We start from the raw sequence: 21,373 nt of genomic DNA, 5'->3' as shown, positions 1-21,373 counted from the left end.
ATAATGTTAATACATATTTAATCTAGTATTTGTTCAATACTGATTGTTTCATTCATATTATCTCCAGATATTGCAAATAAAATATTGCCTTTTGAATTAAAAGGAGTAATGGGTTAAAAAATTTTTGATAATTGGAATACTACTTATGGCAATGATGGGGTACTATTTATGATGGTAATTTAAAGTAAAATGGTTGCTGATTACTATTGGAGGTGTATTTTTGTTTACTAATTTAAATATCATTAGATCTAAAGGGTGGATTAATTTAAATAAGGATGAGCTGAAAGTTTATTCAATTTATTTATTTTTTTACACGGAAGTTTTAGGTTTATTTTTGTGTTTATTATTATATTTTTTCCTTCATATTGATTTTGTTTTGTCATTATTGGGAATAACTATTCTTGGAGTGATGTTTTCAATATTGATATATAAGAGGGATTTTTTAGATGAGAAATACGATTTGATTTCTGGAAGGTTTCCGGGGATGTCTTATCAGGGTGTAGTGATTATACTCTTTCCATTAACATTTGCTGTGTCCTGGTTTATTGCATTGCTTGCATTTACTTTTGAAGGATTGGGCAGTGCCGTTGCTTTTGGACTAGCGATGTATTTTCCATTTGTGTTCATGTTTTTAAGATTGAATGTTTTTCGTGATGAAAATTGCCGTTTAGTGTCTGGCAAGCAGGTTATCGGTTATCATCCGGTATTTTTTCTTCTTCTTGGTTTCATGTTAGGAAGGGGTCCATTAGGCATTTCGTTATTGTGGATTATAAAAGATGTATTAGGTTACTCTAATTCATTTAATCATGATATTATTGCATTGGCAGTTTCATTATTATGCGGCGGTTTAATTTTATCTCCAGATATTATGAATAAAATGCTGCCGTTTGAAATAAAGACTTTTGATGGTTTGTTGAAATATTGCTTATTTGCTGTTATCTTGATAAGTGTAGTATTATTTATTATTAACTTTATTTAGAATTATAAACATGAATTTATAATTGGCGTAATGATTATGGCAATGATGGGGTACTTATTTATAATAAGGTAACTAAAAATGTAAAATAAGTAAAATGAGGTTTATAAATGTCTTTTTTGAAGCTGATGATCCTATCCTATTTTGTTTTCAGTCTAATAGTCTATTTCATATATAAAATCCGTGGAATTGATAAGTGGGATGGATTTTTTTATAAAATCATCATAATTGATACAATATTGTTATGCATTCTTATTATTTTGGATAAATATAATCTATTTGGGTGATTTTAAATGAAATGTGACAATATTCATGTTTTGTATTTGTATATTATTTTTTTAAGTGTCTTCATTGTATTCGGTTATTTTATCATTGCTTATCATTCAGTTGAGAGCTTCATTGCCATGGTTTTGATTTCGGATGGAATTTTACTTCTGTTTTATGATTATTTGTCGAATAATTGTTATGTTCTTTTAAATCGTGAATTGAATTTCAAATCGTTCTTTTTAACATGGGCTGTATTCTTTTTAATATATTCCTATGTTCTTTTCCCAAAAAACGATTTAAACAGGTATTTATAGTATGGGTGATGATAAATTATCATATTTAACAATGAGAGTCAGAGCCATGTTTGTGAAAAAGGTTAATGGTCGTCAATTGGCAAGATGCATCGCTTATTTTTATTTTATTTTATGGATTCTATTCATAATATTTATGATATCAAGATTTGGTTTGAATGTATATTTAGATATTGATTTGCTGATACCTTTGATTGTTACAACGATTATTGACATATCGTTGGCTTTTATTATTTATGTATCTTCATATAAAATTGAAAATGATAATCATCTATGCATTTTATATGGGATTATTTGTGTATTATCGGTTTTATGGTACTTTAATTGGTTTGGATTGATTTTTCTTGTATTATTTATACTTGCAATATTTATTATCAAATTTGGGCAAGATACTTGATTTCATTTCTCATGAGCTTTGTTTATTGAATCAAGAGGTTAAATCAAATGTTTAAAAAACGTATGTCTAATAATTTACTTAAAAAAGCAGAATATTATTCTGATAGGTTTGAAAATGAAAAGGCAATTAATTATCTTGATAAACTTCTAATCATTGATGGAAATAATATTGATGGTTGGTTGTTGAAGGGTTTGTGCCATGCATTTCTATTTCAAAAGGAAGAGTCGTTCAGATGCTTTGATAAGGCCTTAAAAATAGATTCCAATAATTTGAATGTTTATCTCAAAAGAGGTGTGGCATGTTATCATATGGGGGAATATGAATTGGCAATCGATTCGTTCAATCAGATAATTGAACATATTCCGGATGAAACTTTCTCATTGAATAAAATAGGGTCATGTTACCTCTATTTGGAAAAGTATGATTTGGCTTTGAGCTATTTCAATAAGGTTTTGGAGATTGACAGTGAAGATTCTGACGCTTTGCTTAATATGGGATTATATTACAATGATTTGGAAATGTATGATGATGCATTAATCTACTTGGATAAATGTATTGAAATCCAACCGAATGACGGAGCCGCATTATTGCAGATGGCAAACATCTATAAAAACAAACAGGATTATCATAATGCATTGAGATATGTCAATCAGGCTCTTGGCCAAAATCCTAATGATTTGATGCTTCAATTAACAAGAAATCTGCTATTGTCCAATATTGGCGAATTTGAAGAATCAGTAAATGGATTTAAAAGTATTTCACTAGAAGGCATTGATAATTATGGTTTAATAAGCATGTACTATATTTATTATGGCCAAGCTTTACAGACAATGGGAAAGAATGATGAGGCATTAGAACTGTATGATGAGTATTTGATTAAATATGATGGGTTTCCTAAAGATGAAATTCAAGATGAAAAGGATAGGTTATTGATTTTAATTAAATAGTTGAAACAGAGTGTTTAAATGAGTTTTTTAAAAGATATTAGTTTAAAAAATAAAAAGGAATATCATAAAGCACAGAATTTTTTAGAAATGGGCAACTATGCTGAAGCTTTAGATATTTTTAATACATTATTGGAAAAAAATTTTCATGTATTTTATGTGTTGTCTAACTTGATTATCATTCATAAAGAATTGAATTCATTAAATGTTCTTTTAGATAAAATCAACGACTTGATGAATGATAAACAATATAATCGTGAAGAATTATTAATACAAAAAGGATATGTATTATATCTTTTGAAAGATTATGACAATGCCATTGAATGCTTTGATGAAGTTTTAAATAATGATTCTGATAATTTATGGGCATGTTTCTATAAATTCAAAGTTTTAAAAGATATGAATGTTGATGCGAATTTTAATTTATTGTTTTTAAAAATAAAGGAATGTGATCCTGATTATTATTTATCATTGTCTCTCGGCGAGTTTTTTTTAGAATTGGGATTAATGGAGGAGTCTTTATTCTGTTTTGATTTGAGTTTAAAAAAGAATTCTAAAAATTGCAATGCTTTAATATATAAAGGTTTATGCTTAAAGGAAATGGGGATGTATGACAAATCATTAAATACATTGGATACTTGTTTGGAATTAGACCCTAACAATCTTATTGCATGGAATTATAAAGGAACCATTTATAATTTGATGGGCAAATATCATGATGCATTGGAATGTTTTGATAAATGTTTGTCCATTGACTCAAATAGTGTTCCGGCCATTGTTAATAAGGCAACTTCATATTTTCATCTTGGAAATATTGATGTTTCATTAAAATGCTGTGAATTTGCATTGAAATTAGATTCAACAAATTGTCCTGTCTGGGACAATTATGCCACATTCTTGTTTCATGCAAATCGATTGGATGAGTCATTAAATGCATATGACCATGCATTAGAGTTATGTCCTAAAAATATAAACTTATTGAAAAATAAATTAATATTATTGTTTAATATGGGTAAATGGGAAGAGGTTTTTATTTTTGCTGATGAAATATTAAATTTTGACAATGAATTGGATTGGGTTGAGGATTACAAAAGATTGGCATTAGAGGAATTAAATAAAAGCAATTAATTTTACTTTTTGTAGTATATTAAATAAGATTATGAGGATTTTTCATGAAATTTTTATCGTTTATAAATAATTCATTTTTAAAATGGGAAAGTCATTGGCTTTAAGAGTGTAATATCAAAAAAACTTATGATGTGATTTGTTTTCGATTTTTCTTTGAAAATATAACAATGTTTATATACTAAAAATAACAGATGTTATATCTGTATAACATAGGTTATAATTTATTTTTTACATGATGTTTTTAGGCTGACGAAAACATTTATATATAAAAAATAACTATTGTTATATAGTAATATAACACGTGATATATTTACTAAAATTTCAAAAAAATAAAGGTGATAAAAAATGACTAATAAAGATTATGGATTAGCAACATTAGGCGTCCGTGCAGGACAGCAACCAGACCCCGTAACAGGAGCTCAAGCAGTTCCTATTTACCAGACAACATCATACGTATTCAAAGACTCAGATGAAGCTGCAAGGAGATTCGCCCTTCAAGAGTTCGGACAAATTTACTCCAGACTCACAAACCCTACCAGTGATGTATTTGAAGCAAGAATTGCCGCAATCGAAGGCGGTAACTCAGGAATTTCAACATCAAGTGGTCTTGCAGCAATCTCATACGCAATACTAAATGTAACAGAACCTGGAGACAACATCGTATCAGCAGACAACCTCTACGGAGGAACATATCAACTGTTCAACTACACATTCAAGGACCTTGCAAGAGACGTAAAATTCGTCGACTCACAGGATCTTGAAGCATTTGAAGCGGCAATCGATGAAAAGACCAAGGCAATATATGTTGAATCAATAGGAAACCCAAAACTCGACGTGCCTGACTTTGAGGCATTAGCTGAAATCGCACACTCACACGACATACCATTGATAGTGGACAACACTGTAGGTGTAGGACTTGTAAGGCCATTGGAACATGGTGCAGATGTCATCGCAGCATCAGCTACAAAATATGTCGGCGGACACGGTACAGCAGTCGGAGGATACATTGTTGACTCAGGTAAATTCAACTGGGGAAACGGAAAATTCCCTAACTTCTCCAAACCAGATCCAAGCTACCACGGACTAGTATTCTGGGATGCATTCGGAGACGTGCCTGAACTTGGAAACCTTGCATTCACAGTAAGGATAAGAGCAAGACTCTTAAGAGATCTTGGAGCAACCCAGGCACCAGTGCACAGCTTCCTATTCCTACAAGGATTGGAAAGCCTTGACGTGCGTATAAAAAGACACTCTGAAAACGCACTCAAAGTGGCTAAATTTTTAGAATCACATCCTAAAGTCAAATGGGTGAACTACCCTGGACTTGAATCCCACCCAACATATGAAATCAACAAGAAATACCTGAAAGATCACTTCGCAGGAATTTTAGGTTTCGGTGTTGAAGGCGGAGAGGAAGCAGGACGCAAAGTAATCGAAAAGCTTGAACTCTTCTCAATACTTGCAAACATCGGAGATGCAAAAAGCCTTGCAATCCACCCTGCAAGTACCACACATCAACAGCTAAGCCCTGAAGAGCAGGAGGCAACAGGAGTTACACCTGACTTCATCCGTCTGTCAATCGGATTGGAGGATGTTGATGATTTAATCGCAGACTTAACTCAAGCATTAGATAGTATATAATTTACTATCTAAATCATTTTAAATTTAAATTAAAGACAATTGGGAGATAAAGAAAATGTATTTGGACAACTCAGCAACCACTCAAGTTAGTGAAGAAGTTTTTAAAGAAATGGAACCATATTTCATCGAGGAGTTTGGAAACCCTTCAACCCTTTATGGAATAGGTCGTGAATCCAAAAAGGCATTGGATCTTGCCCGCCAAAGAGTGGCAGATTCAATAAATGCAAAACCTGAAGAGATAATCTTTACAAGCGGTGGGTCAGAATCCGACAACCTTGCAATCAAGGGAGTTGCATTCAAGCTAGCTAAAAAAGGCAAACACATTATTACCACCAATATCGAACACCCTGCCGTTAAAAACACTCTCGGATTTTTGGAATCCCTGGACTTTAAGGTAACCTACCTTCCGATTAATGAGGATGGAGTAATCGAAATCGACGACCTGAAAGAGGCAATTACAGACGAGACAATTCTAATCACTGTAATGCATGCCAACAATGAATTGGGTACTATCCAGCCAATCGAGGAGATAGGTAAGATTGCACGTGAAAAAGGCATTAAATTCCACGTTGATGCAGTGCAAAGCTTCGGTAAGATTGAAGTGGATGTTGAGAAGCTAAACATTGACTTGCTCTCTTTATCTTCCCATAAAATCAACGGACCGAAAGGTGTCGGGGCACTCTACATCAGAAAGGGAACCCGTGTCGTGCCATTAATCCATGGTGGAGGACAGGAAAGAGGCATCAGAGGAGGAACCGAAAACGTTCCTGGAATCGTCGGATTCGGAAAGGCATGCGAAATCGCAACAGAAAAGCTTGATGAACACTACAAGAAACTCTCCTCAATCCGTGACGAGCTAATCGACAAGGTATTGAGCACAATCCCTGAAGCATACCTCAACGGTGGAATTGAAAACAGATTACCTAACCTTGTGAACTTCCGTTTCAAGGCTATTGAAGGTGAATCATTGATTCTTCTTTTGGACGCTAAGGGATATCAGGCATCAACAGGTTCAGCATGCTCATCAAACACTCTTGAGGCATCACCTGTCCTTACCGCTTTAGGCCTTGACCCGGTGGACGTGCATGGATCTTTAAGAATATCACTTGCACCTGAAAGCGATGCATTTGACGTTGACGAATTTGTTGAAACCATAGCAGAATCTGTCAAAAGACTAAGGCAAATGTCACCATTGTGGAATCAAGAATTGGATTATGACAATATAATGTGTAGAAAACATGAAGACAACTGTAGGAAGTGTTAAAAATGGATTATTCAGAAAAAGTAATGGATCACTTTGCAAACCCTAGAAACTGTAGAATGATGGAAGACGCCAATGGTGTCGGAACCGTGGGAAACCCGACCTGTGGGGATTTGATGACAATTTATATCAAGGTCAATGATGATGAAGTCATTGAGGACATTTCATTCCAGACCTTCGGTTGCGGAGCAGCTATTGCAACAAGCAGCATGATTACTGAAATTGCAGTGGGCAAAACCCTTGAAGAAGCATTGAAAATCTCACGTAACGATGTGGCAGATGAATTGGACGGTCTTCCACCAATCAAGATGCACTGTTCCAACCTTGCGGCAGACGGTCTTCAGGCAGCCATTGAAAACTATTATGAAAACAATCAATAATAATAAATACTTTGACTAATAAATTATCTTTAACCTATTAAGGAGATGTTTATTATGGCAAAAATATTAAAATGTAATGAATGCGGAAGTATCATTCAAGTTTTAGCTGAAGGCGACGAAAACGTCTGCAACGACCACATGCTTGAATTCCCAGTCCAAACCGAAGGAGAAAAAGCTCCTAAACACAAACCTGTAGTTGAAATCGATGGTGACAAAGTAACCGTTAAAGTCGGTGAAGCAGCTCACCCAATGGACGATGACCACTACATCCAATTTGTTATCGTTGAAGCAGGAGCTGAACAATACGCAAAATGCTTTAAACCTGGAGATGTTGCAGAAGCAACCTTCACAGTCAACTCAACCGATGACGTTAAAGCATTAGCATTCTGTAATTTACACGGACTCTGGTCCAGCGAATAAGTTTAAAATATTTTATTTTAAACTTTCTTTTTTTCTTTAATTTTTTTATGACAAATTTTAATAATATCCTAAGATATAATTAAATAATGTGTCCAGTTATATAAAATTAATAATTTTTATTGTAGTTCTGCTTTTAATATCCGCAGCTATCGTTTTTATCGATAGTTCAATGGACAATATCAATGAATCAATGCCATCAATCAGTGACAGTATTGTTCAGGGGGATGAGGATTACAATGAATCCGTTGAATTATTGAACAGTCGAAATTTTGACCAAGCCAGTGATAAGGCAAAATCTGCCGGAGACAATTATAATGACAGTTTGGAAAGGCTTGAAGGAATTAGGGATAAGTTTGACAAGGACCTGAACGAGGTTCACAAGGACTATCTAGACACAACAATAAAAGAATTGCAATTTAAGCTCAAGGCAGTTGACGAGCTTAAGGAATCAATATATTATCTGGAAAACTATTACAATTACACCGGATCAACTCACGGAACCGAGGCAAATGAGCTGATGTATGATGCGGTAAAGTATCAGGACGAGAGAAACAGCATTGTCAGTGAGAATCCGGAATTATTCAATTAGATAGAGGTTTTAAATTGAAAACAAAATGTCCGAAATGTAAAGGAAGAGGTTCCGTTGTAGTGGACTATAAGGAATGCGATGCATGTGGCGGAACCGGTTATGAAGATGATGCCTTTAATGTAGGAAGCCATTTTAAGGGCATAAACAGCAAGGCAAGAGACAAGTTCGACCTTGGAGGAGAAGAGGATATTCCATGCGAAGCATGTAATGGAAAAGGCCAGGTCGAAGTGTTCGAGGAATGTCCACAATGCCATGGAACAGGTCAGATAAACGTATGCAGGGACTGTGGAAAGCCCCTTGATGAGAAATATGATATCTGCCATGAATGCGGTGAGAAAAGAAAGGCTGAAAAGGCAAAGCACGAGGAATTCGAGGCAAGAAGAAAAGCCGCACGTGATGTTTACGTCTTGGATGCAATCTGCAACATGCGCGACATTGACAAGGACAAATTATACAAAGGTAAGATTACAAGAATTGAAAGATATGGTGCATTCGTAAGCCTTAACAATAACGTTTGGGGACTTATGAGAGGAGATGTCTCCGAGTACAATGTTGGAGATGAAATCATTGTATTTGTCACATCAATCAAGTCAAGAGAAGGAAAAATAGACTTTGCACCGGCTTATGTTGACTCATATAACCTTAAAAGATTAACAAAATCAATTCCAAGAACTTTAATCGGTCAGCTTGAAGAGAAGAAAGGTAAAATCGTTAGAATCGATGGTAAGGTTCAGCAAATTCAGCAGACTTCCGGACCGACAATTTTCATCATCAGCGATGAGAGTGGAACCACTGAAATCGCCGCTTTCGACAAGGCTGGCGAGAGGTCATATCCTGAAATCGAACTTGACGATGCGGTTCAGGTCATAGGTGAAGTTAACGAACATGGCGGAAAAACCCAAATTGAGTCATCATCAATGATAAAACTTGATGAAGAAAGCACAAAGCAATTAAATAAATTGATTGACGATGCATTAAATGCCAAGGCCAAACCTGAAGAGGTCGATTTCTTGGTCAAAAGTGATGTTTTAAACAGACTTAAACCTAAGATGTATGAGGCTGCCCAAAGAATCAGAAGGGCAATACTTGACGGAAGGACCATACTTCTAAGACACCACAATGATGCCGACGGAATCGTGTCAGGAGTTGCAATGGAAAAGGCTATTGTTCCACTGATCCAGGAAATTAACCCAAGTAATGACGCTGAATACTATTACTTCAAACGTTCACCAAGTAAGGCTCCATTCTATGAGCTAGAGGATGTTGTAAAAGACTTGTCATTCGCACTCGAAGACCAGGAAAGGCACGGTCAGAAATTGCCGTTAATAGTATTGCTTGACAACGGTTCAACCGAAGAGGATATCGTTGCGTTAATGCAGGCCAAAATCTATGATATCGAGGTTGTAGTTATAGACCACCACTCACCAGGAGAGCTTCTGACAAAAATAGAGGAAGACGGTGAAATATACGGCGCTACCGTTGCAGTGGATGAGTATGTGGATTGTCATGTCAACCCTTACCTTGTCGGAGGGGACTCACAGCTGACAGCAGGATGCCTTGCAACAGAAGTGGCTCACATTATCAATCCTGATGTTAAAAGATTGATTCAGCACCTTCCGGCCATTGCTGCACTTGGAGATCGTGCGGAATGCGGTGAGGTATACCAATACCTGAAACTTGCATCACAAAAGGGTTTCACACAGGAACACCTTGCAAAAGTGGCTGAATGTGTAGACTTTGAAGCTTATTTCCTAAGATTTATGAACGGTAGGGGAATAATGGACACAATCCTCGCCGTTGACAATATTGACAAGCACAAGAAAATGATTGAGGCATTATATAAGGAGTATCAAAAAAGAATCGATACACAGCTCAGGGCAGCATTGCCGAACATCAAAAGAACACAGCTTGACAACGGAATCTACTTCAACCTATTGGATGTTGAGAAGTTCGCACACAAGTTCACATTCCCTGCACCAGGTAAAACCTGCGGTTTCGTGCATGATCACGTGATAAAGGAACTGGGCGAAGACAAGCCTATTGTAACTTTAGGTCACGGGCCTGATTTCGGAGTGTTCAGGGCAACTGATGCAGTTAACGAACAGTATGGATTCAATGTAAATGAAATTGTAGCTGAAATGATTGAAAAGGTACCTCAAGCAGGTATTGACGGAGGAGGCCATGAATGTGCCGGATCCATCAAATACATTGAGGGACTCGGTCAGGAAGTATTATATAAGGTTGTGGAAGAAATCCAATCCTTAACCAAAAACTGATAAAAATGCATGCGGGAAATTACTGTAAGGTTTGTGGACACAGAATCCTTCCAAATGAGCCATACTGCACTGGATGCGGTGCCAAGACAGGTAATGATGCAAGCAATGAAACCTGTATTTTAACACCTCCAATCCATAACATTGGCTTTTTCAATTTCCCAATCGATTTTTCACCATATATCATTACCAATAGTGATTTTAAATATGATATTTGCTCATGCGGATATCTCAACGATATCGATAATGAGTTCTGCTACATGTGCGGGGCCAAAAGGTCCGAGAGCAAGCTGTCAAGAATATTTAAAAGAAAATCAAAACCCAAATTCTCAATTGATAATGTCCTATGCGAATGCGGAGCCGTAAACTCAAAGGAAAACGTATACTGTGAAATGTGCGGAAAGCAATTGAAGGACGATACAGTCAAAAAGGACAATTACAGCAATTTCAATCTTGAATTTAAGGATTCCATATTCTGCTATTGCGGTGAGGAAAATGAGAAGTTCTCAATGTTTTGCAGAAACTGCGGAAGACCACTTAGAAATTACGGATCATTGAATGACATTGCAATCCTATGCACATGCTCAACCCTTAATGAAATCACATCTGACTTTTGCATTGAATGCGGAACCAACCTCAAAAGGGAGGACAAAAAGATTGTCTGCGTTTGCGGCCATCACAATTCCCCAAATTTGAGGTTTTGCGAAGACTGCGACAGGCCATTGAACCCTCAAAGGAATGTCAAGACAAAAATAGTGTGTTCCTGCGGTGAAATTCTTGACTGGGATAGTGATTACTGTCCGAATTGCGGAAAGAATGTCAAGATGAGAATCATACATAAGAATTCAGTCAAGTCAACTGTCAGAAGCCTCAAGGATATGTTCAAAGAGGGATTGAAATGATTACCTGTGACATTTGCGGAACACGAAACTTCAAGGAAAATAATTATTGCACCCATTGCGGCAATAGGTTGATACTGGAACGTGTCTGTCCCATTTGCGGTGAAATCAATAATGATGACGCTACCAACTGCGTCAAATGCCAAAACCAGTTGAACCCAATCAGCATTGATGATTTTGACATATTGTTCAGTGAATTCAACCAGAACCTCATGGCCAATGCTGAAATCAGTGACGAGAGGTATATGGAATTGCTGTCCAACATTTTCATAAAGGCAGATTACATTGACGTTTGGGGTGAAAACACAAAAAACAAGATTTTAAACCTGGCCAGCATATTCACAGAGTGCAAGCCAAAGGCAAGGGGATATGAGAGAGGATTCATATTCCTTGGAACATGCATATTTTACGATGACAGGCTTGCCGATTCTGTTCAGATAGCAACAATCATCCATGAGCTTGCCCATTACTTTTTATTCCATATAATTGAAACTTTAATGTGCGATATACTAAAAGTCAGGTCATCTTCAACAATTCAAAGCTTTGTCTGGTATTTCCTCAACCTTCTGGAGTTCAAGATCATGGGTGAGTACTGTGCCCATACTGTTGAGGGAAGATTCATACCATTCGGCTATCAGAATTACGGTTCATACAACAGTCTGATTGAAAATTCAGGATTTGACAGTGAAACTCTTGATGTGGCGGTTAAGCTGGGCAATTCATTTGCATCAGAAATCATAGTCTATCTGGAAAAGTATATAAATGACGCTTTGAGAAATGAGATAAAGCTTCAGTACAGAAAGGACTTGACTGCTCCGACTAATCAGTCACTCCTTCTGGAAACTGAGGATATTTTCAGTTTAAATGTAAAAAACAAGTATTTCATCAATATGTTGTGTGATGTTTTAAAAGAAGTTTCTAATGATATTGACGCTCGAAAAGAATTAGAAATTATTAAAGAAGGGATAGAATTAAGTTAAGTCTATTCTTTGCTTTCTTTTTCTTTAATAGTTTCCAGTACGTCCTTACCGGTATCGGTTAAACGATATAGTCTTCCTTTACGAGCTTCTTCATTTATACATTCAACTATTTCTTTACTTTTTAATTCGCTTAGAACTTTTGAAATATGATTTGTTCTAATTCCACTGTCTTTTGCGATGTTAGTTGGTATTTTAACTTCGTCTCCAATGGATTTCAAGGTCTTTTCTCTATACTTTGAAATTTGAACATATGAAGTTAATTTCAAAAGCTCATCACTCTCTTTAACCATGTAATTTATTATATTAGTTATACTATAAAATGTTTTATAACAGTGTATAATTATTTTAAACACCATTTAAATTATTTTAGATTAATGGGTAACTAGTTATATAAGTTGTGTACAATATTATTATAGATAACATGAAATGTAGTAAATGTGGTTTTGAAAACAAGGACAAGGCAAAGTTTTGCACTAAATGTGGAACTCCATTGAATGAGCCGGCTCCGGGACCAACTTCTGCAAGTTCCAATAACAACACCAAATATATCATAATAGCCCTGATTGCGGTTATAATAATTTTGGTTGGAACAATTGGATTTTTCGCTATGAACAACGGTTCCGATTCAGTTCAAAGCAATGACAATTCACAAAGTGCCGCTTCCCAAGAGGATGATTCAGTGGATGATTCCGATGATGATGCTAAAACAGAATCAGTATCCTCATCCAAAAAGACTACTGAATCACAGGATAAGAAATCGTGGGAATCTATTGGAAGCTATTCCGGTTCAGGATCTGGTTCTGAGACCATTAGCGTTCCTGAAGGTAAAATCATGGTAAAATTGTCTGCATACCCTATCAAGAACTATGCAACAAACCATTTATATGTCTCAGGCTCAAACGGTGAGTCAGGTGGAGTCGATTGGGGTTCAAAAAGTAGTGTTGAAACAAGATCAGACTCATTCACATACACTTCCAGTTCCGAAGAGACATTCACAATAGATTACTATGAAACCGTAAGCTGGGAAGTTGAATTCTTCAGATATCAATAAGTGATTATTCCAATCACTTTTTCTATTTTTTTTTTTAAGATAATTATTAATATATAAAGTTATAAAGTAATTACTATGTTTTTTGATTTGAATATTAAAGGAGCCAGCTTGGAAAATAACATTAAACTGGCTGTTCAAGCTTCCGAATACGGATGGGAGCATATTAATTTTTCATATAATCAAAATGATTTCAAGGATGCCCTAAGCATAAAAAACGATTTATCTGATTCTCTTGAAGGTATCATTGACTTTGACTATACTCTTGAAATCAAATCAACAAACATTAATGAAATCAGAAAGTACGTGAACAATTTCCGCTCAAGGGCTTCATGCATAAGCGTCATCGGAGGAGACTTGAAGGTCAATCGTGCCGTTGTTGAAAACATCAAGATAGATGCATTGTCAAGGCCATACTTAAACAGGTTCGATTCCGGATTGAACCATGTGCTGGCAAAGGAGGCAGTTCGAAACAATGTGGCGATTGAAGTGTGCTTCAAGGATATTCTAAGGACATACCTCACTCCAAGGGCAAAGGTCATCTCCAACATTCGCGACATATGTGCATTGCATCACAAATTCGACTTTCCAATGATTATTTCATCAAGGGCAGAGTCAATAATGGATATCAGGACAACTCATGATTTCTGTGAGGTTTTCAGGCAATGCGGCTTGAGCGATGAGGATATAGATAAGTCATTCGAATCTGCCAAATCCATACTGGAGTATAATAAAGACCGCAAGAACATGATTTTCAAAGGTGTCAGGAGGGTTAGCGATGAAGCTTAAGGTATTGCCCCCTACACTTAGAAAGAACAATCACTATCTTACACTTGACATAAAGATAGCATCCCAAATCGACAAGGATGATCTTGTAAACATAATTTGGGACGCATGCATTCGCTTCAAGGGAGAATGTGGAACATCCAATTATAACCTATGGGTCATGAAATTCTATGAATTTGAAAACATCGATGATTACCATCACTATAAGGCAATAGTCAGATGTCAGAGGGATTTTGTAGGTGAGGTCAGGTCATCCCTTGCACTTGCAACAAGGTACAATTCAAGCGAAATGGCAATCTCCACAATTGGAGTGTCAGGCACCATAAAGGCATCACAGAAATATATTTAATTACTTTTTGTAACTTTAAAATAGAAAACTTTATAAATTACTATATTTATAAATAACAATTGGATTTATGGAAAAAAGAATAAAAAACAATTTTAATATTCCACTCCGTGGGGATTAAAATTAAAAATTTGCCTTTTCATGGAAGATTTGGTTTTATTTTTTTATGTAGTCGAATTAAATTTATATTTATAAAAAATATGAGGTATTAATATGCAACCTTTACAAAGTGCTGGATATGATAGGGCTATTACTGTCTTTAGCCCAGATGGAAGACTTTTCCAAGTAGAATATGCAAGAGAAGCTGTTAAAAGAGGAACCACTTCAATTGGTGTAAAAAGTTCCGAAGGTATTGTATTAGCTGTAGACAAAAGAACCACTTCTAAATTGGTTGAAGCATCATCTATCGAAAAGATATTCAAGATAGATGAACACATTGGTGCCGCCACTTCCGGTCTTGTTGCAGATGCAAGGGCTTTAGTGGAAAGAGCAAGAGTAGAGGCACAAATCAATAAAATTACCTACAGCGAACCAATTCGCGTAACCAGCTTGTCTAAAAAATTATGTGACATGCTACAGTTATACACCCAAAACGGTGGAGTAAGACCATTCGGTTCAGCTCTAATCATCGGTGGAGTGTACAACGGCAAATGCAAACTCTTCGAAACCGACCCAAGTGGTGCATTAATTGAATACAAGGCAACTGCAATCGGTTCCGGAAGAAACGCTGCAATGGACATCTTCGAAGAAAAATACGAAGACGACTTAACCTTGGATGGTGCAATTGAATTGGCATTAACCGCAATCAATGAAGCAACAGACCATGACACCACATCCAACAATGTTGAAATTGCAGTAATCAAGATTGAAGATGAAAAATACGTGAAACTTCCTCAAGATGAAGTGCAAGCATACATTGACAAAGTGCTTCCAGCAGAAGAAGAGGAAGAAGAAGCAGAATCCGAAGAAGATTCTGAAGAAACTGAAGAATAATTATTATTCTTAAATTACTAGTTAGGGGATGCTTTGATGGTAAATGTTGATGAAGCTATTATTGCCAAATACGAATACATGGGTGAACACTTTGAGATATTGGTTGACCCTGATTTAGCGGCAGATTATCGTAATCCTGATGGCCCAGATGTTGCCATCGAGGATCTTTTAGCTGTTGAAGAAATATTTAAAGACTCCAAAAAAGGAGATAAGGCTTCCGAAGAAGCCATGAATAAGATTTTTGAAACTACTGACCCAATAGAAGTTTCCAAAATCATCCTTGAAAAAGGTACTGTTCAATTAACTGCGGATCAAAAAAGGAAGATGCAAGAGGACAAGAGAAAACTTGTCATCAACAAGATTGCCAAAGAGGCAATCAACCCTCAAAACGGATTGCCGCATCCTGTTCAAAGAATCGAGAACGCATGTGATGAGGCGAAAGTCAAGTTTGATCCATTTACTTCAGTTGACCAACAAGTCCAATCAGCCCTAAAAGCTATCAAACCGTTAATTCCAATCAGGTTTGAAAAGGTTAAAGTTGCTGTCAGACTCCCAGGTTCTGCAGCGGGAAGCGCCTATAATGTGATTCATGGATTTGGAGAAATAGTAAATGAGGAATGGCAACAGGACGGTTCATGGATTGCCGTTATTGAAATGCCAGGTGGTCTTCAAAACAATTTCGCTGCAAAAATGGCTGAAATTTCAAGTGGAGAAGCAGAAACTAGAACTATTAAATAATTGAATTTCATACTTATGGGATTATTATGATATATGTGGAGAATAAAGATTTAGTTATTCCAGGTCAAATCTTGGCCGATGACGAATACTATTCAGGAAGAGGTACCTTCAAAGAAAACGGTAAAGTCTGCTCTTCTTTAATGGGACGCGTTTCCTTGAGGAATAAGAAACTCAGAGTTATTCCTCTCAAAAGCAAATACGTTCCTAAAAAAGGAGATGTTGTAATAGGTAAAATCAATGATGTCAGATTCTCAATGTGGGATGTGGATATCAATTCACCTTATTCTGGAATTTTACCTGCTTTTGAAGTGTTTGGTCGTGAGAAAAAAGAGCTCAACAAAGTGTATGATGTTGGGGATGTGCTATTTTTAAGAGTTGTCGACGTTGATGAAATCAAGAAGGCAAAACTCGGTTTGAAAGGAAGAGGAATGGGTAAATTCAAGGGAGGAATAATTGTAGATATTGCTCCAACCAAAGTTCCAAGACTAATCGGTAAAAAAGGTTCCATGATTAACATGATCAAGGATAAGACCAAATGTAAAATCGTTGTTGGTCAAAACGGTCTCGTTTGGGTAAAAGGAGACGAGGACATGGAACAGCTTACCCGTGAAGTTATTCACTTGATTGAGGAAGAGGCTCATACTTCTGGTTTAACAAACAAAATCAAGAACAAATTATACTTAGCAATCGACGGTGAATTGCCACCTGAAGAAGTTGAAGAGGCTGAGGAAGAGTTTGTATTGGAAAAACCTAAACTTCAAAACTTTAAAGAAGAATTAGAACAAGAAGAAAGAGAAGCTGAAGAGAAAAAAGAGAAAAGCGATAAACCAGATATTGGTGAAGTTATAGAAGAATTCAAAAGGAAAAATAAAAGCAAGGACAATTCCTTGTCATTAAGTGATAACTCTAATAATTCTTTTATATTGAATAATAAATGATTTCAGAGTGTGAGGTTGAAATATGTCAGATTTAATAAGAGATGATGGTAGGAAATTTGATGAATTACGTCCTATTAAAATTGAAGCGGGAGTTCTTGAAAGAGCGGACGGTTCAGCTTACCTTGAAGTTGGAGGAAACAAGATCCTTGTAGCTGTATACGGTCCTAGAGAATCCTATATCAGAAGATTGCTTGAGCCAAATACTGGTGTAATCAGATGCAGATACAACATGGCTCCATTCTCAGTGGACGACAGGAAAAGACCAGGTCCTGACAGAAGGTCTTCTGAAATTTCAAAAATCACTGCTGATGCTTTAAGGCCAGCATTGATGCTCGAGAATTATCCTCGTTCAATGATTGATATTTACATAGAAGTAATCGAAGCGGAAGGAGGAACCCGTTGTGCAGGAATCACAGCAGCTTCCGTTGCATTAGTTGATGCAGGAGTGCCTATGAAGGATATTGTAGTGGGCTGTGCTGCAGGTAAGGTTTATGATGAAATCGTTCTTGACTTATCCGAAAAAGAGGATAAGGAAGGACAAGCTGATGTTCCAATAGCTATGATGCCAAGAACCGGTGAAATCACATTGCTTCAAAGTGACGGTGACTTGACCGAAGAAGAATTTGCAAAAGCAATCGATTTAGCTATGGAAGGATGTCGTAAAGTAAACGAAATCCAAAAAGAAGCTTTAATGAAAAAATATTCTATTGAATAAGTGGGTGGATTAATATGGAGATAGTACCGGAAATTACAAGAAAAAGTATAACAAGCCTTGTCATGAATGATAAAAGAGAAGACGGCAGGGCCCTTGATGAATATAGGGACATTTCTATTGAAACTAATGTTATTTCAAAAGCAGAAGGATCCGCTCGTGTAAAACTTGGTAAGACTCAGGTCATTGTAGGTATCAAACCTACTCTCGGAAGTCCATTCCCAGACACTCCTGACTTAGGAGTATTGATGACCAACTGTGAAATGTTGCCAATGGCTGACCCTACCTTTGAACCAGGTCCACCTAGCGACGATTCAATAGAACTTGCACGTGTAGTTGACAGAGGAATTCGTGAAAGTGAATTGGTTGAACTCGACAAGTTATGTGTAGAGGAAGGAAAACACGTTTGGATGCTTTTCATTGACCTTCACATCATCGACAACTGCGGAAACCTTTTCGACGCATGTGAACTTGCGGTTATGGCAGCACTCAAAACAATGAAATTGCCAGTCGCAACCATTGAAGATGAAGAAGTAGTCATCAGCGAAACCGAAACCATTGATTTACCGATCAACAATGAACTTGCTTTATGCACATTCGTTAAAATCGGTGACAAGATGGTAATTGACCCAACATTAACCGAAGAAAAAGTGGCTAGCGCCCGTTTGAATGTTGGTGTTACAAAAGACGGTCACATCTGCTCCATGCAGAAAGGTGGTAAACAACCATTGACCAAAGATGACATTCTTTTCGCTGTCAACATGGCAGTTACAAAAACAAAAGAGTTAATAGAACATCTTTAAATGTCCGTTGGACGATTAAGATTTCTAAATTCTTTTTTTTCTATTTTTTTATTATCAATAAATACAAATTTCGAATCTATTTTTTCTATGAGCCCCTTTATGTGCAGAATATCCTCGTTTAGAAGATCTTCAATTACAGGGATTATGTTCCTATTGTAGATTGAATGCAATGGCTCTGATGTCTTTAATTTATTGGACTCATCATGATACGGCACGATGGCCTGATAATTTTCATTAATCTCTTCAAAAATAGTGTTTATATAGTTTGCGGAAACATAAGGGCTGTCGCAAGGCAATACCAGGGCATAGTCGCTTCCGATTTCACCAAGCCCAGTCATGATTCCAGGCAATGGGCCCTTGTTTTTGATTTCATCCTCCACAAAGGCAAGTTTATAGTCATAATCTTCAGGGTCGATGAATTTGCCATATCTGGCAATCCTGTCCTGGTCATTTAAAACGATTATGACTTCATTTATATGATGGTTTAAAGTAGAAAGAATATGTTTAATCATAGGTTTGTCTTGAATAATCATTGAACCCTTGTCCTGACCCATTCTGCTACTTTTACCTCCACATAAAATAATGCAGGATTTAATATTTTCACTACTTTTATCTTCATTACTCATATTAAATCTCTCCGAAATTATTCTTTCACGTAAACGTCCGCAGTCTCATCGAATGGATTGGTACGGACAATCAATGCAATCATGTATGGGTAATGCTTGTAAAGGTATTTCAAGTAGTAAACCCATTCATAGACAAGCTTGTTGTAAACCCTTTGCATGTCTCCATTCAAGTGACCAAAATCAGCGTCATTGACCAATGCCAAATCGGTCCTGTGCTCCAATTCCTCATCCAAGTGGAGAATGGCATTCATCAATTCAGTGAATTCCTCTTTTTCAAGCAGATTAGGATTGTTAATCAGATTGATAATGAAATCCCGTTTGCCTGCAAGTAATGCCCTTAAGTTTTCAAGGAACTCTTCACGCTCTTCAGGTGAAACGTCAGCGCTGAAGTCAAGGGATGAGCCCTTAAGCTCAGCCAGCTTATTGTCAAAGTCATTTTCATCCCAATTCTTGATTGATTTGAGGTTTTCAGTGCTTGCTTTGTATTTGTTTGCATGGCTCAATTGGCTGATCAATTCATTTCCAACTTCAGAGAAGAATGTGCTCATAAGCATGTCCAATTTCTCAAGCATTGCTTCTTTCTCTTTTCTTTCGATAATTTCGTCAAGCAGGAATGCCACAATAAGTATATCAACAGGAATGAAACCTAAATGGGTCCATATGTATGATATGATATGCTCGGCATCGCCTAAAACAAGATAGTTTGAACCATAAATGATAATTATCAGGATAACCATCAATATGGAAAATTTAGCTTTCCAGCTTAATCGTTCACTCATTATATAATCTCCAGTATTTTCTATCGTTTTTTAGCAGTAATGATAGCTATTGGGTTTTCACTAATCATCAGAACTCCACGATCAAGAATTCTTCCGTTTGAAACGTTAACTTCCATCAGTTTTGGATTGTACCCTAAATCCTTAAGCTTGTTGACTGCTTCAACCTTAGTGTCAACCAGGATAGCTGTAATTAAAATTCTTCCTTTTGAATTTAGTTTTTCATCAACAATTTCAAGGATATTCTCAAGCTGCTTGCCGCTGCCCCCTACAATGGCAATGTCAATGCCGTCAATATCCTTAAGGGCATTTGCCCCATCATCGTTAATAAGGGTGACATTGTCTCCAAGTCCGAATTTCTTGAGGTTTCTTGAAGTCACTTCAATCGCTTCGGGGTTTGTGTCGATGGAAATCACTTCGCCGGCTCTCTGTGAGAACTCACAGGTGATTCCGCCGGTTCCGCATCCGCAATCGACAACCTTGTCAGTTGAGCTAACTTCAGACTTATAAAGCAATATTGCTCTTATGGCCTCTTTTGTAGGTCCTGGAACGTCACAGGATTTAATGAAATCCTTATCTTCTAACATTTACTCCCACCTTTTAAATAGATTGTTTTCAATTTTCAAGGAGTCCAATATTTTGCCGACTATGAAATTCACCTGGTCGTCAACGGTATCATGTGTTGAGTAGAAACCGGGCATTGCAGGCAATATTATTGCTCCCTCTTGTGATAATGTTAGCATGTTCTGTAAGTGAATGCTCCTGAGTGGAGTTTCACGTGGCACAATAACAGTTGGTCTTCTTTCCTTTAAACTCACGTCTGCCACTCTTGTTATTGTGTTTGCACCATAGCCGTTGGCTATTGATGACAATGTCTTCATGGAGCATGGCACGATTGCAAGTGCATCGGCCTTGAATGATCCGCTGTTGATGGATGCGGTCAGGTCATTGAAGTCATAGTATTTATCCGCCAGTCCTATTACATCATCCACTTTGTAGTCGGTTTCTGATTCTATGACTATCCTGGCGGTGTCGCTTATCACCAATGCGTTTTCAATATCCAATTCCTTCAGTGCCTCAAGGAGTCTTATTCCATATATTACTCCACTGGCTCCTGTTATTCCAACAACAATCATTTTAT

General features: G+C 36.7%; 24 protein-coding genes. 19 read left to right on the top strand and 5 right to left on the bottom strand.

The features are described 5' to 3' along the window. The first annotated feature begins 220 nt into the window (after nucleotides 1-220). From E7Z78_RS00790 to E7Z78_RS00740, 11 genes are all read left to right on the top strand, one after another. Nucleotides 221-979, top strand: coding sequence for a hypothetical protein (locus tag E7Z78_RS00790; RefSeq protein ID WP_303723273.1), 759 nt, complete (start codon nucleotides 221-223; stop codon nucleotides 977-979). A gap of 1,034 nt (nucleotides 980-2,013) precedes the next feature. Beyond that, nucleotides 2,014-2,898 carry a tetratricopeptide repeat protein gene (locus E7Z78_RS00785; protein WP_303723272.1) on the top strand — a complete coding sequence of 295 codons (885 nt, stop codon included), beginning with the start codon at nucleotides 2,014-2,016 and terminating at the stop codon, nucleotides 2,896-2,898. Between the two features lie 18 nt (nucleotides 2,899-2,916). After that, a complete protein-coding gene (locus E7Z78_RS00780) occupies nucleotides 2,917-4,023 on the top strand; it encodes a tetratricopeptide repeat protein (protein WP_303723271.1) in 1,107 nt (368 codons plus the stop codon). A gap of 345 nt (nucleotides 4,024-4,368) precedes the next feature. After that, entirely contained in the window at nucleotides 4,369-5,664 is a 1,296-nt protein-coding gene (locus tag E7Z78_RS00775; protein WP_303723270.1) for an O-acetylhomoserine aminocarboxypropyltransferase/cysteine synthase family protein, read from the top strand. Between the two features lie 55 nt (nucleotides 5,665-5,719). Further along, nucleotides 5,720-6,928 carry a cysteine desulfurase family protein gene (locus tag E7Z78_RS00770; RefSeq protein ID WP_303723269.1) on the top strand — a complete coding sequence of 403 codons (1,209 nt, stop codon included), beginning with the start codon at nucleotides 5,720-5,722 and terminating at the stop codon, nucleotides 6,926-6,928. A 2-nt stretch (nucleotides 6,929-6,930) separates the two neighbouring features. Continuing rightward, nucleotides 6,931-7,305, top strand: a complete 375-nt coding sequence (gene nifU / locus E7Z78_RS00765; protein WP_296789873.1) for a Fe-S cluster assembly scaffold protein NifU — start codon at nucleotides 6,931-6,933, stop codon at nucleotides 7,303-7,305. A 54-nt stretch (nucleotides 7,306-7,359) separates the two neighbouring features. Then, nucleotides 7,360-7,725 (top strand): desulfoferrodoxin family protein, encoded by a 366-nt coding sequence (locus E7Z78_RS00760; RefSeq protein ID WP_303723268.1) that lies wholly within the window; start codon nucleotides 7,360-7,362, stop codon nucleotides 7,723-7,725. Between the two features lie 88 nt (nucleotides 7,726-7,813). Continuing rightward, nucleotides 7,814-8,314, top strand: a complete 501-nt coding sequence (locus E7Z78_RS00755; protein ID WP_303723267.1) for a hypothetical protein — start codon at nucleotides 7,814-7,816, stop codon at nucleotides 8,312-8,314. A 14-nt stretch (nucleotides 8,315-8,328) separates the two neighbouring features. Beyond that, the gene (locus E7Z78_RS00750) at nucleotides 8,329-10,590 is read left to right on the top strand and encodes a DHH family phosphoesterase (RefSeq protein ID WP_303723266.1); all 2,262 of its coding nucleotides are present in this window, start codon (nucleotides 8,329-8,331) and stop codon (nucleotides 10,588-10,590) included. A gap of 5 nt (nucleotides 10,591-10,595) precedes the next feature. Next, nucleotides 10,596-11,489: a hypothetical protein gene (locus tag E7Z78_RS00745; protein WP_303723265.1), complete on the top strand. Its 894-nt coding sequence runs from the start codon at nucleotides 10,596-10,598 to the stop codon at nucleotides 11,487-11,489. Next, nucleotides 11,486-12,466: a zinc ribbon domain-containing protein gene (locus E7Z78_RS00740; protein ID WP_303723264.1), complete on the top strand. Its 981-nt coding sequence runs from the start codon at nucleotides 11,486-11,488 to the stop codon at nucleotides 12,464-12,466. Before E7Z78_RS00745 ends, E7Z78_RS00740 begins: the two co-directional genes overlap by 4 nt. A 2-nt stretch (nucleotides 12,467-12,468) precedes the next feature. Here E7Z78_RS00740 and E7Z78_RS00735 read toward each other — a convergent pair whose 3' ends face one another. Continuing rightward, a complete protein-coding gene (locus E7Z78_RS00735; RefSeq protein ID WP_303723263.1) occupies nucleotides 12,469-12,756 on the bottom strand; it encodes a winged helix-turn-helix domain-containing protein in 288 nt (95 codons plus the stop codon). Between the two features lie 131 nt (nucleotides 12,757-12,887). Here E7Z78_RS00735 and E7Z78_RS00730 point away from each other — a divergent pair, with 131 nt between their 5' ends. The 8 genes from E7Z78_RS00730 to rrp42 all read left to right on the top strand — a co-directional run bounded on the left by E7Z78_RS00730 (nucleotide 12,888) and on the right by rrp42 (nucleotide 18,830). After that, nucleotides 12,888-13,517, top strand: a complete 630-nt coding sequence (locus E7Z78_RS00730; protein ID WP_303723262.1) for a zinc ribbon domain-containing protein — start codon at nucleotides 12,888-12,890, stop codon at nucleotides 13,515-13,517. Nucleotides 13,518-13,592: 75 nt separating this feature from the next. Then, complete coding sequence (gene rnp3, locus E7Z78_RS00725; RefSeq protein ID WP_303723261.1) at nucleotides 13,593-14,303, top strand: ribonuclease P protein component 3; 711 nt, start codon at nucleotides 13,593-13,595, stop codon at nucleotides 14,301-14,303. Further along, nucleotides 14,293-14,649 (top strand): Rpp14/Pop5 family protein, encoded by a 357-nt coding sequence (locus E7Z78_RS00720; RefSeq protein WP_303723260.1) that lies wholly within the window; start codon nucleotides 14,293-14,295, stop codon nucleotides 14,647-14,649. Before rnp3 ends, E7Z78_RS00720 begins: the two co-directional genes overlap by 11 nt. Nucleotides 14,650-14,859: 210 nt before the next feature. Continuing rightward, nucleotides 14,860-15,639, top strand: coding sequence for an archaeal proteasome endopeptidase complex subunit alpha (psmA, locus tag E7Z78_RS00715; protein WP_303723259.1), 780 nt, complete (start codon nucleotides 14,860-14,862; stop codon nucleotides 15,637-15,639). A gap of 36 nt (nucleotides 15,640-15,675) precedes the next feature. Then, complete coding sequence (locus tag E7Z78_RS00710; RefSeq protein WP_303723258.1) at nucleotides 15,676-16,377, top strand: ribosome assembly factor SBDS; 702 nt, start codon at nucleotides 15,676-15,678, stop codon at nucleotides 16,375-16,377. A 26-nt stretch (nucleotides 16,378-16,403) separates the two neighbouring features. Then, complete coding sequence (rrp4, locus tag E7Z78_RS00705; protein ID WP_303723257.1) at nucleotides 16,404-17,315, top strand: exosome complex RNA-binding protein Rrp4; 912 nt, start codon at nucleotides 16,404-16,406, stop codon at nucleotides 17,313-17,315. A 22-nt stretch (nucleotides 17,316-17,337) separates the two neighbouring features. Further along, nucleotides 17,338-18,030 (top strand): exosome complex exonuclease Rrp41, encoded by a 693-nt coding sequence (gene rrp41 / locus E7Z78_RS00700; protein ID WP_303723256.1) that lies wholly within the window; start codon nucleotides 17,338-17,340, stop codon nucleotides 18,028-18,030. Nucleotides 18,031-18,044: 14 nt separating this feature from the next. Beyond that, nucleotides 18,045-18,830: an exosome complex protein Rrp42 gene (rrp42, locus tag E7Z78_RS00695; protein WP_303723255.1), complete on the top strand. Its 786-nt coding sequence runs from the start codon at nucleotides 18,045-18,047 to the stop codon at nucleotides 18,828-18,830. Here the strand turns inward: rrp42 and E7Z78_RS00690 are convergent. From E7Z78_RS00690 to E7Z78_RS00675, 4 genes are read right to left on the bottom strand one after another with little or no spacing between them, the layout of a single operon-like run. Next, nucleotides 18,827-19,456, bottom strand: a complete 630-nt coding sequence (locus E7Z78_RS00690; RefSeq protein WP_303723254.1) for a molybdenum cofactor guanylyltransferase — start codon at nucleotides 19,454-19,456, stop codon at nucleotides 18,827-18,829. The two genes, rrp42 and E7Z78_RS00690, sit on opposite strands and share 4 nt — an antisense overlap. 17 nt (nucleotides 19,457-19,473) lie before the next feature. Beyond that, nucleotides 19,474-20,235, bottom strand: a complete 762-nt coding sequence (locus E7Z78_RS00685; protein WP_303723253.1) for a hypothetical protein — start codon at nucleotides 20,233-20,235, stop codon at nucleotides 19,474-19,476. 20 nt (nucleotides 20,236-20,255) lie between these two features. Next, nucleotides 20,256-20,819, bottom strand: coding sequence for a precorrin-6Y C5,15-methyltransferase (decarboxylating) subunit CbiT (gene cbiT, locus E7Z78_RS00680; protein ID WP_303723252.1), 564 nt, complete (start codon nucleotides 20,817-20,819; stop codon nucleotides 20,256-20,258). Next, nucleotides 20,820-21,368 carry a UbiX family flavin prenyltransferase gene (locus E7Z78_RS00675; protein WP_303723251.1) on the bottom strand — a complete coding sequence of 183 codons (549 nt, stop codon included), beginning with the start codon at nucleotides 21,366-21,368 and terminating at the stop codon, nucleotides 20,820-20,822. Nucleotides 21,369-21,373: the final 5 nt, after the last annotated feature.

The organism is Methanobrevibacter thaueri, assembly GCF_015062915.1.
Lineage (GTDB): Archaea > Methanobacteriota > Methanobacteria > Methanobacteriales > Methanobacteriaceae > Methanocatella > Methanocatella thaueri_B.
This window is presented reverse-complemented; position numbering and strand designations above follow the sequence as displayed.

What these genes read in the sequence shown, in the direction of transcription:
- E7Z78_RS00740 (WP_303723264.1), top strand. Translation starts at nt 11,486, where the DNA reads ATGATTACCTGTGACATTTGCGGAACACGAAACTTCAAGGAAAATAAT.
- E7Z78_RS00730 (WP_303723262.1), top strand. Translation starts at nt 12,888, where the DNA reads ATGAAATGTAGTAAATGTGGTTTTGAAAACAAGGACAAGGCAAAGTTT.
- psmA (WP_303723259.1), top strand. Translation starts at nt 14,860, where the DNA reads ATGCAACCTTTACAAAGTGCTGGATATGATAGGGCTATTACTGTCTTT.
- E7Z78_RS00685 (WP_303723253.1), bottom strand. Translation starts at nt 20,235, where the DNA reads ATGAGTGAACGATTAAGCTGGAAAGCTAAATTTTCCATATTGATGGTT.
- E7Z78_RS00760 (WP_303723268.1), top strand. Translation starts at nt 7,360, where the DNA reads ATGGCAAAAATATTAAAATGTAATGAATGCGGAAGTATCATTCAAGTT.
- E7Z78_RS00710 (WP_303723258.1), top strand. Translation starts at nt 15,676, where the DNA reads ATGGTAAATGTTGATGAAGCTATTATTGCCAAATACGAATACATGGGT.
- rrp4 (WP_303723257.1), top strand. Translation starts at nt 16,404, where the DNA reads ATGATATATGTGGAGAATAAAGATTTAGTTATTCCAGGTCAAATCTTG.
- E7Z78_RS00720 (WP_303723260.1), top strand. Translation starts at nt 14,293, where the DNA reads ATGAAGCTTAAGGTATTGCCCCCTACACTTAGAAAGAACAATCACTAT.
- rnp3 (WP_303723261.1), top strand. Translation starts at nt 13,593, where the DNA reads ATGTTTTTTGATTTGAATATTAAAGGAGCCAGCTTGGAAAATAACATT.
- rrp41 (WP_303723256.1), top strand. Translation starts at nt 17,338, where the DNA reads ATGTCAGATTTAATAAGAGATGATGGTAGGAAATTTGATGAATTACGT.
- E7Z78_RS00770 (WP_303723269.1), top strand. Translation starts at nt 5,720, where the DNA reads ATGTATTTGGACAACTCAGCAACCACTCAAGTTAGTGAAGAAGTTTTT.
- E7Z78_RS00735 (WP_303723263.1), bottom strand. Translation starts at nt 12,756, where the DNA reads ATGGTTAAAGAGAGTGATGAGCTTTTGAAATTAACTTCATATGTTCAA.
- E7Z78_RS00675 (WP_303723251.1), bottom strand. Translation starts at nt 21,368, where the DNA reads ATGATTGTTGTTGGAATAACAGGAGCCAGTGGAGTAATATATGGAATA.
- rrp42 (WP_303723255.1), top strand. Translation starts at nt 18,045, where the DNA reads ATGGAGATAGTACCGGAAATTACAAGAAAAAGTATAACAAGCCTTGTC.
- nifU (WP_296789873.1), top strand. Translation starts at nt 6,931, where the DNA reads ATGGATTATTCAGAAAAAGTAATGGATCACTTTGCAAACCCTAGAAAC.
- E7Z78_RS00775 (WP_303723270.1), top strand. Translation starts at nt 4,369, where the DNA reads ATGACTAATAAAGATTATGGATTAGCAACATTAGGCGTCCGTGCAGGA.
- E7Z78_RS00745 (WP_303723265.1), top strand. Translation starts at nt 10,596, where the DNA reads ATGCATGCGGGAAATTACTGTAAGGTTTGTGGACACAGAATCCTTCCA.
- E7Z78_RS00690 (WP_303723254.1), bottom strand. Translation starts at nt 19,456, where the DNA reads ATGAGTAATGAAGATAAAAGTAGTGAAAATATTAAATCCTGCATTATT.
- E7Z78_RS00785 (WP_303723272.1), top strand. Translation starts at nt 2,014, where the DNA reads ATGTCTAATAATTTACTTAAAAAAGCAGAATATTATTCTGATAGGTTT.
- E7Z78_RS00780 (WP_303723271.1), top strand. Translation starts at nt 2,917, where the DNA reads ATGAGTTTTTTAAAAGATATTAGTTTAAAAAATAAAAAGGAATATCAT.
- cbiT (WP_303723252.1), bottom strand. Translation starts at nt 20,819, where the DNA reads ATGTTAGAAGATAAGGATTTCATTAAATCCTGTGACGTTCCAGGACCT.